The organism is Bradyrhizobium sp. USDA 3315, from assembly GCF_054056795.1.
This window is the reverse complement of sequence record NZ_JBSRYP010000001.1, coordinates 1,657,890-1,674,775: the sequence shown is the minus strand read 5'-3', so window position 1 is coordinate 1,674,775 and position 16,886 is coordinate 1,657,890. Positions and strand designations below refer to the sequence as shown.

Annotated in this window: 14 protein-coding genes and 1 pseudogene; 12 read left to right on the top strand and 3 right to left on the bottom strand. The window is 62.0% G+C overall.

What is annotated here, in order from left to right:
• Positions 1-214: 214 nt before the first annotated feature.
• The 3 genes from ACVIYL_RS07745 (at position 215) to ACVIYL_RS07735 (ending at position 4,874) form a co-directional block, all read left to right on the top strand.
• Entirely contained in the window at positions 215-3,310 is a 3,096-nt protein-coding gene (locus ACVIYL_RS07745; protein WP_456778177.1) for a S8 family serine peptidase, read from the top strand.
• 219 nt (positions 3,311-3,529) lie between these two features.
• Positions 3,530-3,760: a zincin-like metallopeptidase domain-containing protein gene (locus ACVIYL_RS07740; protein WP_456778176.1), complete on the top strand. Its 231-nt coding sequence runs from the start codon at positions 3,530-3,532 to the stop codon at positions 3,758-3,760.
• Positions 3,761-4,358: 598 nt separating this feature from the next.
• On the top strand, positions 4,359-4,874 hold the full coding sequence (locus tag ACVIYL_RS07735) for a thermonuclease family protein (RefSeq protein ID WP_456778175.1): 516 nt from the start codon (positions 4,359-4,361) through the stop codon (positions 4,872-4,874).
• Between the two features lie 360 nt (positions 4,875-5,234).
• Here ACVIYL_RS07735 and ACVIYL_RS07730 read toward each other — a convergent pair whose 3' ends face one another.
• The gene (locus ACVIYL_RS07730; protein ID WP_456778174.1) at positions 5,235-6,185 is read right to left on the bottom strand and encodes an oxygenase MpaB family protein; all 951 of its coding nucleotides are present in this window, start codon (positions 6,183-6,185) and stop codon (positions 5,235-5,237) included.
• 319 nt (positions 6,186-6,504) lie between these two features.
• On the opposite strand from ACVIYL_RS07730, the gene ACVIYL_RS07725 reads away from it, so the two are divergent.
• Positions 6,505-8,103 carry an FAD-binding oxidoreductase gene (locus ACVIYL_RS07725; protein WP_456778173.1) on the top strand — a complete coding sequence of 533 codons (1,599 nt, stop codon included), beginning with the start codon at positions 6,505-6,507 and terminating at the stop codon, positions 8,101-8,103.
• Positions 8,104-8,344: 241 nt separating this feature from the next.
• On the opposite strand, the gene ACVIYL_RS07720 is transcribed toward ACVIYL_RS07725, so the two are convergent.
• The gene (locus ACVIYL_RS07720) at positions 8,345-8,716 is read right to left on the bottom strand and encodes a hypothetical protein (RefSeq protein ID WP_456778172.1); all 372 of its coding nucleotides are present in this window, start codon (positions 8,714-8,716) and stop codon (positions 8,345-8,347) included.
• 847 nt (positions 8,717-9,563) lie between these two features.
• Between ACVIYL_RS07720 and ACVIYL_RS07715 the strand changes: the two genes are divergently transcribed.
• The 7 genes and pseudogenes from ACVIYL_RS07715 to ACVIYL_RS07685 all read left to right on the top strand — a co-directional run bounded on the left by ACVIYL_RS07715 (position 9,564) and on the right by ACVIYL_RS07685 (position 15,531).
• Positions 9,564-10,874 (top strand): ABC transporter substrate-binding protein, encoded by a 1,311-nt coding sequence (locus tag ACVIYL_RS07715; RefSeq protein ID WP_456778171.1) that lies wholly within the window; start codon positions 9,564-9,566, stop codon positions 10,872-10,874.
• Positions 10,875-10,934: 60 nt separating this feature from the next.
• Positions 10,935-11,132 (top strand): annotated as a pseudogene (locus tag ACVIYL_RS07710) (lipocalin-like domain-containing protein); the annotation flags it as partial.
• 175 nt (positions 11,133-11,307) lie between these two features.
• Entirely contained in the window at positions 11,308-11,997 is a 690-nt protein-coding gene (locus ACVIYL_RS07705) for a DUF3363 domain-containing protein (RefSeq protein WP_456778170.1), read from the top strand.
• 472 nt (positions 11,998-12,469) lie between these two features.
• On the top strand, positions 12,470-12,706 hold the full coding sequence (locus ACVIYL_RS07700; RefSeq protein ID WP_456778169.1) for a hypothetical protein: 237 nt from the start codon (positions 12,470-12,472) through the stop codon (positions 12,704-12,706).
• 428 nt (positions 12,707-13,134) lie between these two features.
• Complete coding sequence (locus ACVIYL_RS07695; protein WP_316396949.1) at positions 13,135-13,380, top strand: hypothetical protein; 246 nt, start codon at positions 13,135-13,137, stop codon at positions 13,378-13,380.
• A gap of 111 nt (positions 13,381-13,491) precedes the next feature.
• Complete coding sequence (locus ACVIYL_RS07690; protein ID WP_456778168.1) at positions 13,492-13,731, top strand: hypothetical protein; 240 nt, start codon at positions 13,492-13,494, stop codon at positions 13,729-13,731.
• 360 nt (positions 13,732-14,091) lie between these two features.
• A complete protein-coding gene (locus tag ACVIYL_RS07685) occupies positions 14,092-15,531 on the top strand; it encodes an IS1182 family transposase (RefSeq protein ID WP_253607763.1) in 1,440 nt (479 codons plus the stop codon).
• 146 nt (positions 15,532-15,677) lie between these two features.
• Here ACVIYL_RS07685 and ACVIYL_RS07680 read toward each other — a convergent pair whose 3' ends face one another.
• Positions 15,678-16,025 (bottom strand): hypothetical protein, encoded by a 348-nt coding sequence (locus ACVIYL_RS07680; RefSeq protein ID WP_456778167.1) that lies wholly within the window; start codon positions 16,023-16,025, stop codon positions 15,678-15,680.
• A 472-nt stretch (positions 16,026-16,497) separates the two neighbouring features.
• Here ACVIYL_RS07680 and ACVIYL_RS07675 point away from each other — a divergent pair, with 472 nt between their 5' ends.
• Positions 16,498-16,707, top strand: coding sequence for a hypothetical protein (locus ACVIYL_RS07675; protein ID WP_456778166.1), 210 nt, complete (start codon positions 16,498-16,500; stop codon positions 16,705-16,707).
• Positions 16,708-16,886: the final 179 nt, after the last annotated feature.

Sequence of the window (16,886 nt, the reverse complement as noted above, 5' to 3'; positions counted from 1 at the left end):
GCGGCCTTTCCTTGCGAAAAACGTCGACGATATTGATCGACCCCAAATTGGTCGCATCGACCCCGATTTGTCCGGGATGGCACTCCCTCACGCCGTACTAAATCGCGCTGTGTCGCGGCCTTCCGCGTTGCTGCGGCCCTAGCGGGTGCAGTCCCGGACGCGTCCGTGCTTTTTGACGCGTCCCAAGGCAAATCGAACACAAAGGGGGTATCCGATGTCCGATAATCTCAGCAATTTCATCAAGCGCGCCTTGTGGCTCGGCGGCGTTTCTATCTGTGCGGTGGCTCTGGCGCAGCAGGCATATGCTCAACAGCCCTACCTAAACGCCAACAGCACGACGACCAGCGATCTTGAGGTCGCAGCCAAGAGCTGGATGACGCCTGAATTCAACGGCGACTGGGGGCTCAAGGCGATGAATGCCCAATATGCCTATGCCAATCGCATCACTGGTAAGGGTATCCTGATCGGAGTCGTCGATTCTGGCATCCTCAGCTCCCATCCGAAATTCCAGAATCCCAGGATTCACGTTCTATCGAACCAGGGCCAATATGGGGCGGATGGGTATCGCTATGGCCCGACCGACGGCGCGTTCAAGCAAGGTGATTCCTATTCCGATACAGGCAGCTGGATCGATGGAGTGAATGATTCACACGGAACGCACGTCTCTGGAACGATCACCGCATCGCGCGACGGCAAGGAAATGCACGGCGTGGCGTTTGACGGTGAGCTTCATGTGTCGAACACAGGCGGCACCGACGAGATGATTTACGGCCCGAACGAGGACTACAATTATTTCAAGGGGGCCTACGGCAACCTGGTCACCGCCGGCGTCAGGGTCATTAACTCAAGCTGGGGCAACCCGCCTGATGAGGACGACTACAGTACCAGGCAAGGCGTGCTCAACGCCTACATGGGCTATGTCGGGAAGAAGACTTGGCTGGATGCCGCTGCCGAGGCCGCACAACGGCGCGTCATCATGGTCTTCACGGCTGGCAATGCCGGGTTTGACAATCCGTCGGTGCGGGCGTCGTTGCCCTATTTTCGGCCGGAGCTTGAACACGATTGGATTGCAGTCACTGCAATAGATCGGGCAGAGAAGCAACAGTTCAACAAATGTGGCCTGGCCAAGTACTGGTGTCTTGCAGCTCCGGGCGTTGATATCGACAGCACTGTGGTCAGTGCCGGCAAGCCGAGCTATGACCGCTGGAGCGGTACCTCAATGGCGGCGCCGCACGTGGCCGGCGCCCTCGCGCTGGTCTTGCAGCGATACGCCTACATGACCAATGAGCAGGCACGCGACGTGCTGCTGACCACGGCGCGCCAGCCCAAAGGCTATTCGGGCGTCAACGAGATCTATGGCTGGGGCATTCCCGATCTCAAGGCCGCGATGAATGGTCCGGGCCAATTGCTGCGTCCCGAAAACTACAATCTTCCGACCGGTGTTACCGACATCTGGAGCAACAGCATTTCGGATGCGGCGCTGAGGCAGCGCAAGCGGGAAGAGGCGCAGGAGATCGTCGATCTGACCGGGGAAATTGCTGCTCGGGGCCGCGATCCCGCAGCCAAGGTGCTGCAAGTCCGTCTTGCAGCGCTCAAAGCCAAAAATGATGCGGAATACGCGGGGGCTCTGACCAAGTCGGGTGGAGGCACGTTGATCCTCAGGGGGATCAACTCTTATACCGGTCCGACTTCGGTCGACGGCGGTGCGCTGATCGTGAACGGCTCGATTGCTTCGTCTTCGATGACCACAGTCAACGTCGGCGGTCTGCTCGGCGGCACCGGCACTGTCGGCAACGTCACCATCAACGGCGGCACGCTATCACCGGGTAACTCGATCGGCCTGCTCAGTGTGCAGGGCAACTTGGTATTCACAGCGGCGGCGAGCTATCTCGTGCAGATGTCGCCGACCAACGCCGACCGCACCAACGTGACTGGCACTGCAATGCTCGGCGGTGCCAGCGTACTGGCGGTTTGGTCGCCGGGCAGTTATGTGATGAAGAGATATAACATTCTCAATGCTGCCGGAGGCGTGAGCGGCACCTTTCATGGACCGGTCAACACCAACCTGCCGAAGAACTTCGCGGCGAATCTCAGCTACGATGCCAACGACACCTATCTGAACTTGGTGATGAATGTTGCCGGGTTGAGCCGGAACCAGCAGAGCGTATCCACCGCGCTGATCAATTCGTTCAATCGTGTGGGCGGCATTCCGCTGGCGTTTGGCGCGCTGTCGCCACGAGGCCTGACGGTGGCCTCGGGCGAGGCGGCAACCGGGATCCAGCAGGCCAGCTTCGATGCGATGAATCGCTTCACTGATCTGTTGACCGATCCTGCCATCCCAGGCCGGACGGGACCGCAAGGTGGGGCGATGGCGTCGGTTGCGCCGTCGTATGCCGAGGAGAGCGGTGCGGCGAGCGCCTATGCCGCGCTGATCACCAAGGCGCCGCCGCGCGTCGTCCCGTTCTACGAGCCCCGCTGGAACGTGTGGGCGACGGGCTATGGCGGCGGCCAGACCACAGGCGGCAGCGCGCTGACCGGCTCGGCGGACACCACCGCGCAGATCTATGGCACGGCGGTGGGAGCGGACTATCATGTCTTGCAGGATACGGTGCTCGGCTTTGCGATGGGCGGTGCGGGCACGGGCTATGGTCTCGCCGGTGGGCTCGGCAGCGGCCGGTCGGACGCCTTCCAGGCTGGCGTCTATGGCCGGCATGGTCTCGGAGCGGCCTATCTCTCCGGTGCATTGGCCTATGGCTGGCAGGACGTGACCACCGACCGAACGGTGCTCGACACCCATCTGCGCGGGCGCTTTGAGGCCAATGCGCTGTCCGGGCGGCTGGAAGGCGGCTACCGGTTCGCGACGTCGTGGCTGGGGGTGACGCCGTATGCGGCGGGGCAGTTCACCACGCTGTTCATGCCGAGCTATGCCGAACGCGTGTTGGCAGGCAGCGGACTGTTTGCACTGAGCTATACGGCGAAGGACGTCACGGCCTCGCGTAGCGAACTTGGCCTGCGCGCCGACCGCAGCTTTTTGATCAACGACGGCACGGCGGCCCTGACGCTACGCGGCCGCGCCGCCTGGGTGCACAACTTCAGCACCGACCGCAGCCTCCAGGCCGCATTCGCAGCACTGCCGGCTTCCGGCTTCATCGTCAACGGCGCGGCGCAGGCGGCCGATGCGGGGCTCGTTTCGGTGGTCACCGAAGTGCGCTGGCCCAGCGGTTTCTCGCTCGCCGCCTCTTTCGAGAGCGAGTTCTCCAAAACGACCCACAGCTATACCGGAAAGGGCACCGTCAAATACCAGTGGTGAGTGATGTTCGCTGCGCGCAGGCCGGTCGACCGATTGGGACGGCGACCGGGGGAGGTGCTGCGTCGCGGCGGCGACCTCACGCGCGCCGGCGTGATGAAGCAGGCGGCGAGCCGGAAGCAGTTCGCGCAGGCGGCCTGCTGCCGGGCGTGACGCTGAACGCCGGCCCCGACGACTTCCAACTCACCGCAAGAGAGTTTCTATTCCACGGTCCCACATGAATTGACGACGCATTTTAGCGGCTGTCCCCATCGCCTGAACTGCGAGAAAGGCGAGCGCTTTGCCGACAAGCCCTATTGCTCCGAGGAGTTGATTGCGGAACTCGGTGCGGCGTTCCTGTGCGCCGAACTTGGAATCACCAACGAACCGCGCCCGGATCACGCTCAGAATATCGCCCAGTATCTCGCGATACTGCTGGCGTTTAGCAGCCAATCGCAAGAATCCGCCGCATAGAGTGAATTTCCATCGACGTAGGATGTCGCGCATCGCCTGCGCACCTTCCACTCCTCTCGTTCTCGCTTCGTGGCTTACGGCGCTGCGCGCGCGTATCTCGCGCCTCGCATCGCTCGGCCGAAAACAATCAGGCGCAATGCCGCAGCGGCGAGTTTCGCGCCGGCCTTGAGCGCGCGGTCGCTAGAGGCAACCATTGCGGCTCGCTGATTTGCGGACAGTGTCGCAATTCCCACAGTCCGAACAAAATATCCCCTCCTTTGTCGGCATTCGAACAGACAGGCCAAGACTGTCCGTTCACTCTTTTGGCATCTCATTAAGGACTGATGGTACAGGGTTATGTTTGTGTTGTGTGTATTGGGAGGTGGTGCGTATGTTTGATGTGTACTTGAATCATGGTCGAGATCACCTCTTGGTCGTCGCCAAGGGCCAGCCGATCCCTATCCATAAGAACCCAAGTCGGTGGCGAAAGAAGAAGGCGGCTGTTGCAGTAAGCGATAAGATCAAATCGGCCGTGCAAACGACCGGCTATTATTGGCGTAAGCTGGGAAAACATCAAAAGAGCAATTAGCGCATGCGCCTCCGACATTGGCCGCTCGTCATGCTGTTGCTCTTCACAGCGACCAGCGTCGCCTTTCCGAACGATCTCATTGGGCAGGCCAGCATCATCGACGGCGACACGTTAGAAATTCATGGCACACGTATCCGGCTCTGGGGCATAGATGCGCCCGAGAGTACCCAGCTCTGTCGGGGCGAGGACAGCTTACAATATCGCTGCGGCGCTAAGGCCGCGAATGATCTCGACGCTTTTATCGCGCGACGCCCGGTGAGCTGCGTGCCGGTTTCGCTGGACCAATACGGGCGTACGGTGGCGACATGCTCGGTCGCGAATGTGGTCGCGGGTGTCGATCTAGGTGAGTGGCTTGTCCGTAACGGCTTCGCGGTCGACTGGCCACAGTATTCCAAGCGCAAATACGAGGCCGCTCAGCGGGATGCCGAACACGGCGGCCGCGGTATCTGGGCGGGCAGCTACGTGGCACCGTGGCTATATCGGTCTTGCATCAGGCAAGGCGGGACGCCAGGACGTTGTTCGGATGACGCGAGCGCGCATCGGTAATCGGCAGCGCCGACGCGCGCGGATGTCGCATCGGTTCCCCCATACAGGAGCCAACTGCTCGTTTTTTTGTACGCCGTCACCGCCGCAGAACGCTCCTGAACCCCTTCGGCCGTGTGTTCGCGCTTGTGTCCGGAAGCCGGCAGGGTACCGACTTCGCTATGGTGTTGAGCGACCAGCCGCAAAGCGGCATCAAGTTCCGAAAACGCCGTCCACCGCTCGCGTACGGCTACGAGCGTCTGCGCGATCGCCAGCTTTGTTGGAGCTCGCTGCTGAGAGGTGCGTTCTCGGTCTGGTGAGATCGGGATCGCGGGAGGCGGCGGTCGGCTGCATCCGAACGTCCGCGGCTGTCCGGGGGCAGCTTCACCTGTTCCAGTGGTCATCCAACTGGGGTCGTCCTATCCAGGCCCTGTTCAGGCACCGCGTTGTCCAGCCCAGCTGCGGCGTTCCCTGCAGTCGCGCTTGAGCTTCCTGGTAGGGGCCGACGTAGCGAAGCTGGGTCGGTATTTTGGGATAGATGCGTCGTATCCGCGCAACGGCCCGCTCTGCGGCCTTCCTGTCGCGTTCGTCAAAGGCAAATCCGAAGCCGGTGCGCAGCCGGTCCGGCAGCAGCTCGGCACTCAGGGTTTGATACCAGCGCGGCGGCCGCAACCATGGTCGTCCACCGGCGAAGATCTGTCGGGCCACCTCGCGCGCGGCGGTGCTGACGGACAATGTATCCGATTGCATCATCGCCGCGGTGTAGGCCGCGAATGAACCCCAATCCGCCGGCAAGTCGCTCGACGTCAGCCCGAACAATGCCCCAAACAGCCGGCTTTCGGTCCAATAGCGCTCGCGCTCTTCGACCGAGAACGGAGGCAGGATCAGGTCGTGGACGGCCAGAGCGGTGTCGACGAGGGTCGCGTGAACCCAGCGCAACGCTGCGACCTCGTTGGCGCGGTAGGGCGAGCCGCTCTCGAACGGACCGATGGCTTCGGGCAGGCGGCCGACGATCATGGTATGGCGGTGGTGCAGGTGCCGGGCAGCGGTAACGGCCGCATCGAGCGAGCCGAACACCATCGTAAACACGACGTCAAAGGTTCGATGGAAGCGACCGATCGGATCCGCGAAGGTCCGCGAGTGCTCGGCCACGGCGGCGGCGACCCAGGGATGCGCCAGCTGAAGCAGCAAGGCTCGACCGGCGCCCAAGAAGGTGATGGCTTCTCGGTCGATCCGCCAGGTCATCGAGCCTGGACCAAAAATGCCCTCGACCGGTCCCGCAGCCCGAGCCCGGACGAAATCAAGAGCAAGCTCCAGATCACTTTCGGAGATCAAATGCGCACCTTCCGAAACAGACGGGTATTCCACCGGTCTTTCAACAAGCCAAAGCTCTCTCGAAATTGTCGCATGATCTCCACCCGCGCGGAATACGGCGGCCTGACATTTGGTCGTACACCATGCGGGTAAGGCTGAGCGGGTGCAGCGGCAGCTGCGTCGCCGTTTGCTGAAGAAGCTGCCCCGCTGTCGCCGCCTTTCATGCTCCCGCTCGAAAGCGTATTGTTTCGATCGAACGAGCTCACTGTGCAGCGCGGTCGTTCAGAAGTATCTTGTTCTTCGGTTCAAGAACTCTCGAAACGAAACACGGGGAACGCTCATGACCGGCACAAGGCTGAAGCATTACGGCTGGGGACGGGAAGGCGAAGGCATGAGCGCGGAAGAGCGGACGTTTGTCCTCGGCCGCTACCATGCCAAGTTTGGCGCCGGCGAATTCGACACGGTCAATGTTCCCGGCCTTGACGAGCTGTCCTTGCGGGAGCCGCGCGTGGTGCCGCCAGCGTCGCTCGCACCGTTCTGCACGACCGAACACTATGACCGCGCCGCGCACACTTACGGCAAGTCCTATCCGGATTACGTCAGGGCCATGCTCGGCGATTACGATTGCGCGCCCGATGTCGTGGCCTATCCACGCAACGAGTCGGAGATATCGGCTGTCATGGACTGGGCCGGATCCGTCGGCGCTTCGCTGACGCCGTTCGGAGGCGGATCGAGCGTGTGCGGTGGCGTCGAGCCACAGGCCGATGGCTTCAAGCACAAGGCGGCCGTCACGCTCGACCTGCGCAAGCTCTCCAGGGTCGTCGAAGTCGATCCGGTCTCGCGCGCCGCATTGATCGATGCCGGCACCTATGGTCCATCGCTGGAAAACCAGCTCAAGCCGCACGGCGTCACGTTGCGGCATTTTCCGCAGAGTTTTGAATATTCGACCCTGGGCGGCTGGATCGCGACGCGATCGGGCGGCCACTTCGCCAGTCTCTACACCCATATCGACGATTTCGTCGAAAGCCTGCGTGTCGTGACGCCGGTTGGCGTCGTGGAGACGCGCCGGCTTCCCGGTTCGGGTGCGGGGCCGAGCCCCGACCGCATGTTCATCGGCTCGGAAGGAACTTTAGGCGTGATCTCGCGCGCCTGGATGCGATTGCAGCACCGTCCAAAGTTTCGCGCCGGCGCTTCGATTCGCTTTCCCACTTTCTTCGATGCCGCGCGCGCGGTGCGTGCGGTCGCGCAAGCCGGCCTCTATCCCTCCAATTGCCGCATCCTGGACCCGCAGGAAGCGCTCAACACCGGTGCGGCCGACGGCGGCTCCGCCATCATGGTGCTGGCATTCGAATCGGGCGATCATCCCCTGGACGCTTGGGTCAAGCGTGCGCTCGAATGCTGCGCCGACCACCGCGGGACACCGGAGCCCGCAGAGGCCGGTGACGCGCATCTCGAGGGCGCGGCAGGCATCTGGCGCAACGCGTTCATCCGGATGCCCTATGCGCGCGAATTCCTGACGCCCGCTGCACTTATCAACGATACGTTCGAGACCGCCATCACCTGGGATCGGTTCGAAAGCTTCCACGATCAGGTCAAGGCAGCAACCGAACGGGCGATTCTGCAAGCGACCGGGGTGAAGGGTGAAGTCACCTGCCGCTTCACCCACGTCTACCCGGACGGGCCCGCGCCCTACTTCTCGTTCCACGCGCGCGGTCGGCACGGTGCGCTGCTCGCGCAGTGGCAGGCCATCAAGGACGCGGCGAGCGACGCGCTGATCGCGGCAGGCGGCACCATCACGCATCACCATGCCGTTGGCCGCGATCACCGACCCTGGTACGACCGGCAGCGGCCACCGCTTTTTGCCGCCGCGTTGCGGGCCGCCAAGCGCGAACTTGATCCCCGTGGCATGCTCAACCCGGGCGTCCTGATCGATCCTTAGGCGCGTGCCGTTGATGCACGTGTGGTGATTCCAAGTTCAAGGTGGAGACCTATGGGGAGGGAATTGGAAGTCAAATTTGATCGCCGTGTCAGGCGTGGATATTTTCGCCGAAGCGTGGCCACGCAAGTCACGCGATCACTTCTTTCAGTCAAAGTATTTGCAGAATGCGAATGAAAAACGCTACGCTGTTTGCCCTTGGCTTGTTGGCCGCTGGTGTTTGGTTACACGACAGCGCGAGATGTCAGACGTCGCTGGCCCCGCCGCTTTCGCTTGCTCCGCCGCCGCCGTCGAGTGAACAGGGGTCGGCACCCCCGGCCGCCACCAACAGTGTTTGGCCGCCGATGGTGGCACCCAGCGTGTCGCCGCCGCGGGCGGCTGTCAAAAGTTCCACGCCATCAGCAAAGAGCAGTGTTGGGTCGTCACCGCCGACGGATAACGTTCCGCCGCCGGCGGAGACCGCCAAGGGTTCGGTATCACCCCGAGCCGCTAAAGATGTGCCGCCACGGGCGACCGCCCCGGGCGTCCCACCATCTGCCACTGTCAAGGACACGCCGTCGGCGTCCGACGATGTTTCGCCTGCACCGGTGATCGACAGGCTGCCGCCGTCGGCCAAGCCGGCAACCGATTACGATGGCTTTAGCGTCGGCACCGTTGACGACAATGACGCGTCAAGCCGGACGACGCGACCCGTCAGGTCGCGCCCGGCAAAGCAGCCCAAGCTCGGTCAAGAGGCGGATCATGTCTCTGGGCAGCAATCGGTTGATCCCACGGAAGATGACAAACTAAAGGGCAAGCTTACGATTTGCCGCGGCTGCAAGTAGCAGGTCGCCGCTCCGGTTGCGTTCGTCAAGTGGCCCACCGGACAGCCGTCCCGTTCGGGTGCTCACGCCGCGGTTTTCGCGGAGACCCACCCGACGCGGGTCATCATCTGCCGCCTCGGGCTCCGCCAGCAACTTATCGATGATGCCTGCGTGCGTGGCCCAAGCGTCGATGTGCCTGGTTTGCGCCAACAGCTGCCCTTTGCGCGAGGTCGCATTTTGACCCCATTGCAGCGGGCGACGCTCGTGACCCATAAGAGACGCGGCCAAGGTCGGAGGTCCGGCAGCGCCCTCGCCGAACGTGAAGACCCAATGCTCGCGGTGTGGTATCGTTCGTTTCACTAGGCAGCCCTCGCACGGAGAGGCGCATGCCGGCGATCATTGGACGCCGGGAATCGATAGCCGCGCTTGCTGGCGAACCGGTAGTATGGCCGCTAGCTGTGCGCGCACAGCAGAGGGAGCGGATGCGGCGCGTCGGTGTGCTCGGCGCAACCACTGAACAAGATCCGCAATCCTTCCGAGCAGAACGTCGTACGCCCGGATGCTCCGATGCCGCGCCATTCGGTTTGACATCGCTCACCCCGATCATAGTGATCGGCGAAAACAAAGAAACGCATTGCACAATTAACCAGGGAGGGTTTGATGCTGACGCGCAAGGCTGCCCGCCTGTTCAATGGGCTGATCGTCGCGATAGCGACGTGGGGCATGGCGGTCTCCGCCCAGGCCCAGGAAAAGAAAATCAAGATCGGCGTGATCTACGACCTGACCGGTCCGTTGGCAGGCGGCGGCTCGGAGCTGCACTATATCGGCGCCAAGATCATGCTCGACCGGTACAGCAAGACCGGCGTCGAGGGTTACAAGGTCGAGGCGGTTTATGCCGACGCCCAGAGCAAGCCCGACGTGGCCATCAATGAAGCGGTGCGCCTGATCGAGCAGGAGAAGGTCGACATGCTGCTCGGGTTTTTCTCCTCGGCGCAGTGTGTACCGGTGGCCGACCGCGTCGAGCAGCTGAAGAAGTTCATGTGGATCACCACCTGCATCTCCTCGGCGGTGCTCGAAAACAAGAACTACAAATACGTGTTCCGCCCGCAGGCGAGCGGTGACCAGTTCGGCAAGATGACGATGGATTTCATCGCCCAGAACGCGAAGTCCAAATTCGGCAAGGAGCCGAAAGACCTGCGGGTTGCCATCATCCACGAGGATGGTGCGTATGGTGTCGACGTCGCCAAAGGCAACTTGGCCGGCGCCCAAAAAGCGGGCTTCAATGTCGTGCTGAAGGAAGGGTATTCAGCGACCGCGCCTGATCTTTCCGCACTTGTCACCAAGCTGAAACGTGCTCGCCCGGACGTGATCTTCCACACAGGATACAATCCCGACATCACGTTGCTCCTGCGGCAGGCTCGCGAGCAGGGGCTCAAATTCGGCGCCCTGGTGGGCCATGGCGCAGGATACGGCGTTTATGAGAAGCTGAAGGAAGGGCTCGGTGCAGATGCCAACTACATCTTCAACACCGATCCGATCTCGATCTGGCTGACTAATCCGGAAACCCTTGATCCAAAACTGCCGCCGATTATCAAGATGGTCGGCGAGGAGTTCGACAAGGTGAAGCCGGGCATGGCCATCCGCTCCGCCCACGTCGGCATGGCCGCCTCAAACACCTACGTTTTCCTGACTGAAGTGTTGCCACGTGCCATCAAGGAGTACGGTGGCGTAGACCCCGATGCCTTGCGCAAGGCGACGCTGGAAGTGGACCTTCCCAACGGCGGCACCATGCTGGGCTTTGGTGTCAAGTTCTACGGGGAAGGTACGCCGATGGCTGGCCAGAACGAGCGCTCGTTCCCGGTCGTGCTCGAGTATATCGATGACAAGTCGTATGTGGTGTGGCCGAAGAGCCAGGCCCAGCGCGATCCCGTGCTGCCGCTGCCGAAGGGCACAACCTACAGCTACCAGTAACGCGGAGGACCAGCGTATCAAATTTACCGAGCGGGAACCCTATGTCGGCGAGATCGCGCGATGATGCGATTTGGAGTTAGCCATGACCGCACTGGCGCTTTGGTTGGCACGTGGAAAATGGTTTCGTGGAAGCGCGAAGTGGTGGCCACTGGCGACTCGGTTGAACCGCTGGGTCCGAACCCGATCGGCTATCTCTGCTATCAGGCTGACGGCCGCATGATGGTTCTTGAAGTCAGCGATACACGAACACCGCCGCGAGATCGGGTGCCTACTTCCGACGAGAAACGTGCGCTATTCGACAGCTCGATCGATTGCGGGACCATTCCTCCGGCCAGACCAATATCTACGGGACCGGCACGCGTAGTGGCGGTCCAGGGCGGCCGCACTGCCGGCGCGCAACAGCTTTACCCTGGAACGGCGCGAGCACAACGGCATGCTTGGCTTCGTCGGGAGCGCGCGTTTGGGCTGTTATGCCGCTGCTCTTCGTTTGGACGGTCTGCAGCTGTCCGCTTCTTGCGAAGAAACGGCGGCGCAGCCGGTGGCGAGCTGCCGCATGACCGCAGCCGGAGTGCCGCCGGCCAGAGCGAAGACACGCCGTCCATCAGCCGGCTCATCATGCCGTCTAGCGGCTGCACCAGGTCGCGCAAGACGGCGAACGCCGGCCCCTCATTGGCCGCGCCGTCGGCGAGCGTCACCCAACCGGACGCCGCTCTCGACGGTGGGCTTTGGACGGGAGGTCAAGGACGCGATGGAGCGTCGTCGCCAGGCCCTCGTCGATCAGGGGCACGCCACCCGGCTCGCCGATGGCCGTGTTCGCGCGCCGAACGACCTCATTGCCCGCCTTGAGGCGACCGAGATCAGTCGCGTCGGGAAGCAGATGGCGGCCGAGCGCGGGCTGACCTACATGCCGAGCCAGCCGGGCGAACTCGTCGCCGGCAGGCTGGCTGGCGTCGCTACGCTAGCCAGCGGGCGCTTCGCCATGATCGAGGATGGTCTCGGCTTCCAGCTCGTGCCCTGGCCGCCTGTGCTTGACAAGCGCATCGGCCAGCACATTAGCGGTGTGATGCGCGACAGCGGTGGCACCGAATGGGGGTTCGGTCGGAAGCGGGGGCTGGGGCTGTGAGCCGGAGCCCCCTTTGCCTGCCCGCCGGCCATCTTCCGATCGGTGAGATTGTGGACGTAACATGGGCGGGGTGGCCAGATCGACCGCCCGCGGCGTCTGGCAGCGGGAGCACCGGATCTGGAGTCACGGACAACTGCGGTTGATGGCCTGGTCGATCGGCGGCGAGGGGTCGACCGGGCCGCCATCAGCTCACATCTTTTCGTTCCAGCTCCGGCAGGCGAGATATCCGCCTCGCGGATCAGTGCCTCGCCGGCGGCGGGCTTCTTGGCCGATCGAGCCGCGAAGACTGTCGCCATCCTTGGCCCCGTGCCAGTTCCATCGTCAGCGCCTTGCAATCGCTGCCGGACCGGGGGGTGGTGATGTTTCGGGACGATCGGGGTCTTCGAACTGCGAACGCACATAGGCTGGCTGCAATCTCATCAACCCGCGGCCGAACATCGGATAGATTGGGAGCCGGCGGAGAAGCTTGAGGATGGTCGTGAGAATCGCATCGTTAGGCGCTTTCGCCTGCACCACAGCCGACGCAGCGGCCGGGAGGGGAGCGCACCAGATTGCGGTTGAGCCACTCGGCGAAGGCGCGGGCCTCGGCCCGATCGCGTGGCAGGCCGCCATCGAACTCCGCAATCCCGGCGCGCTCGTCAAAAAAGACCTGCCAGTCCTCGGCCGACCAGCCATCTTTGCCAAGGACGCAGCAACACCACGATGCTAGGCTTGTGAATCGAGAGAAGATCGAGGATTTCGGCCGGCGGCGGCGCGGAGGCTTCCAACACTAGGTCGTCGCCGTCGAGACGTAATTCGACACCGGCGACCCGCGCCGCCCTCCATCCGGTTTTTCCGGGCGCGGATTGGGGCGGGTGATTTGCGCCCGCACAGTCCGCAACAACCGGCTGACCCCCTCCGAGCCTTGTTTGGCGTGGTGAGTCTTGTGCCGCAGTGGTTTGGTGGTGGGATACCGGGTAATTTCCTGCCCCGGAGATACCCGTGAGTTGCTTCTAGCGTCCCTTTGGTCCGCGCTCTCTGGGCGGTCTCTCGAAGGAGGAAGCCGCAACAAGCGCCGTGAGGTTGGTGGCCGCTGCCCTCCAGCAGGAGCTGCGCGACTGGGGCGCTGTCCTGACAGCGCAGGACTGCGAGGCTATAATGGCCAAGGTTCTCGAACGCGCCGGCACCGCGGCGCATGCAACGAGCACGGCCATGAAAGTCAAAGACCTGTTAGATGAGCTGCAGAAGCTCGATCCGGAGACGCTGGTCGTCACGTCCAGTCCTGACGGCTTCGCTCTGTATGAGCCGACATTTGACCGCGAATGGATCACGATAGACCGGTTCGGTAGTCCGCAGCGCGCCATGTCAGGCGAGCCCGGAGCGATGCAGGCCGTCAGGCTCTAAGCCTCGGGGAAGCTCTCCTGCACATAGAGCTTGATGCGCCCGCCGATCGTATCGTGTTTGGGTACGTCTGGTTCGAACGCCGGGACCGGCACAACGTTGTAGGAGGCGGAGATGAAACCCATCAAAGACGAAATGATCCGAACAATCGTGAACCAAGCCGGCGATGAAGTGGGCCAGAGCAGCCTCGACGGCACGCTTATCAAAGGGCACCACCAAATCGACGCCGAGCTAAAGCTCCATCACGAACTGTACTTCAGGACCAGCGGCGCGCTGACAAAGATAAACTGCATCACCATTGACCATACCGCGCACAAGATCACGCTGGCGGTGGACGGCTTTAGTCGGGCTTGAGCCGATGATGGGCGCGCCTGTTTGGCGTGCTTGGGCCGGCCGATATCAGAAGACCGCTGCGGCCAGCCCGATGGCGGCAAGCACAATCAGCACGTCGAATGCTAGCAGGCAGCTTCCACCGTGCACGTTCGTCGCGACCTCCGATCCAGATGCTGTCTGAATTTATTTCCGGTAGATCACCACTGGGGCATCGCCCGCCCGTTGAACCCGAGGGGGGCTACGCCCGGGCACCGGTTGCTTTTGGGGTAAAGCAGACATCAAATGGAAGGCGAGGCCCACAGACTCGGTCGAGAATGACCCTGGCTGTGTGAAAACGCTGGGCTGCTGTTATGATTCTCCTGTGATTCTTTGGGGGAATCGATGAGGCGCTTCGTTGAAGAGGCGGATCGTGGACAGCGGTCGCTGTTGCCCGAATGCCTCGATGACTTCATTGACGAGAGCAACCCTGTTCGCGTGATCGACGTATTTGTCGATGCGCTCGGTTTGGCTGAGATGGGCTTTGAGGGTGTGGAGCCGGCGGCCACCGGTCGGCCGTCGTACCATCCCTCGGTGCTCCTGAAGCTTTACATTTACGGTTATCTGAACCGGGTACAGTCGAGCCGGCGGCTGGAACGAGAGGCCGGGCGCAACGTCGAGGTGATGTGGCTGCTGGGTCGGCTCGCTCCCGATCACAAGACGATTGCGGACTTCCGCAAGGACAACGGCCTGGCGCTGCGCAGGGTATGTGCGCGCTTCGTCGAACTCTGCCGAGAGATGGGTCTGCTGGCGACGGCGAGCGTCGCCATCGATGGCAGCAAGTTCAAGGCCGTGAACAACCGGGACAGGAACTTCACGCGCGCGAAGATGGAGCGACGGCGTGCTCAGTTGGAGGAGAGCGTCGCGCGCTATCTGAGCCAACTTGACACGGCCGACCGCCAGGAGCCGACCGAGGCCCTGGCCACGAAGGTGACGAGGCTTACCGAGAAGCTGACGAAACTGAAGGAGGAAATGGGCAAGCTTGCCGTCTACGAGAAGCAGATGCTTGCGTCACCCGACCAGCAAATCTCCCTGACCGACCCCGACAGCCGCTCGATGGCGACGAGCGGGCGCGGCTCTGGTGTTGTCGGCTACAACGTACAGGTCGCCGTAGACACCGAACACCATCTGATTGTGACGCACGAGGTGACGAACAGCGGCTCGGATCGGGCACAACTTGCCAATATGGCCAAGCGGGCGAAGGCTGTTCTGAAGACTGAGACGCTCGAAGCTGTAGCCGATCGCGGCTACTTCAACAGCCCAGAGATCCTTGCGTGCCACGAAGCGGGCATCACGGTAACTCTGCCCAAACCGCTAACGTCCGGCGCTAAGGCAGACGGACGCTTCGGTAAACAGGACTTTGCCTATTTGCCAGAGGAGGACGTCTATCGCTGCCCGGCCGGGGAGCGGCTATCATATCGCTATACGAATGAAGAAGACAGCAAGGTGCTGCGGCGCTACTGGACCACGGCCTGTCAAAGCTGTTCGCTCAAGACCCAATGCACGCCTGGGTCAGAACGGCGGATTACGCGATGGGAGCATGAGCATCTGCTCGAGGCTGTGCAGCAGCGCCTTGATGCAAGCCCGCACGCCATGCGTCAGCGCCGCGAAACTGTCGAGCATCCGTTCGGCACCATGAAGGCCCGCATGGGAGCGACACACTTCCTCACCAAAACGCTTCCGAAAGTGGCGGCCGAAATGGCGCTCTCCGTCCTGGCCTACAATCTGACACGGGTCATGAACATCGTCGGGATCAAGCCGCTGATGGCTGCGATCGCGGCATGACACCAATCCAGTCCCGACTGCCTCGGGACTGGCGTTTTTACACGACCAAGACCCATAGGTGACGGTCGCCTCTATGAGCGTCACTTGGCGGACCCGGACGAAGAAGAGGACGTTTTCAAATGAAACAAGCCGCCAATGAGGCGGCCTTACTTGTGGAACTTCGCAAGTGCTTTCTGCGCCTTCCTCGAACGGCGCAGCACAACTGTGCTTTGCGCGAGCACCCTATAGCTGTGTTCAAGCGTCTCAAGCAGGTAGCGGGCAGTCCGGTCCTTGGTATCGAGTTTTGCGCTCCGATAGTGCTCGGCTAGCTCCAGGTATTTTTTCGGAGTCTGCATAACGATTAATGGTGACTCCAATTCCCGCAGCCGTTCGAGTTGCGCTCTGAGACTCTCCGGTTGTTCCGGCTCAGGCTTCAGCGACGCTCGCAGTTCCTTGCCGATCACGTTAATAATTGCTCGGCTGTGTTTGTGGTCTACGTCAATGCGGTGCGGCATAGCGAAGTCTCCTTCCGCACAGAGAAAAGCGCCGACCCTCCCGCTGGCTTTCCACCTGCGAGCACGGCTGCCCATTCAATGGAACTGGAGACCGCCACTTTTGGCTATCTGCGCGCGAGCGCTTGGTGTTTGACAACAGCGGGTCCTGGTAGGACCTTTGGCTATCCGCGACATGCGCCGTGTAGTTGACGGCGAGTGACGGTCTCATGCATTCAAGTCGCGTCCAGGCATTTCGTTCCTGATCTCTTACCCTTACGGCGGAGATAGTTCCGGCTTGCTGCCCACCCCATTCCGGGATGTTGTTGCGACCCAGCAGCGGCGGTGTGCAGCTCGCCATGCTGGCGCTTGCTCTGGCGACCTAGCTGGCGCAGGTGTCTCACGCGGGTCATGGATGGCGCCCTTTTGCTGGACCTTGGCCCCGCGCGATAACATTCCACGCATGAATGTCGCAACATCCAGCAAGGAGCCGACCATGACCCAGCGCATCCCTCAGAACGTTTCCGCGGCCGAATGGGGACTCGTCACCATCATAGGCAGCACGATGCCGCCGCGAGACCCCAACGATGACGATGACGATGACGATGATGATGACGATGACGATGACGAAGACAACGACAACGACACCCAACCGGACGACGAGCGCCAGCCGCCAGTCATCAGAGAACCCGACGAAGACAAATAAGCGCGGCAGCTCAGCATTTCCCCGGGCTGATCTCCACCGGGCTCGTGCCCTGAATGAGCTTCGGTAGTTGTGATGCAGATGCATCCTTGCCGAACGCTTCGATGGTTTGTGCGGCGACCTTGGGAGCAACACGCGTGCAGGTATTCGTTCGAGACAATGACGTCGAGTAAGCGCTTGGC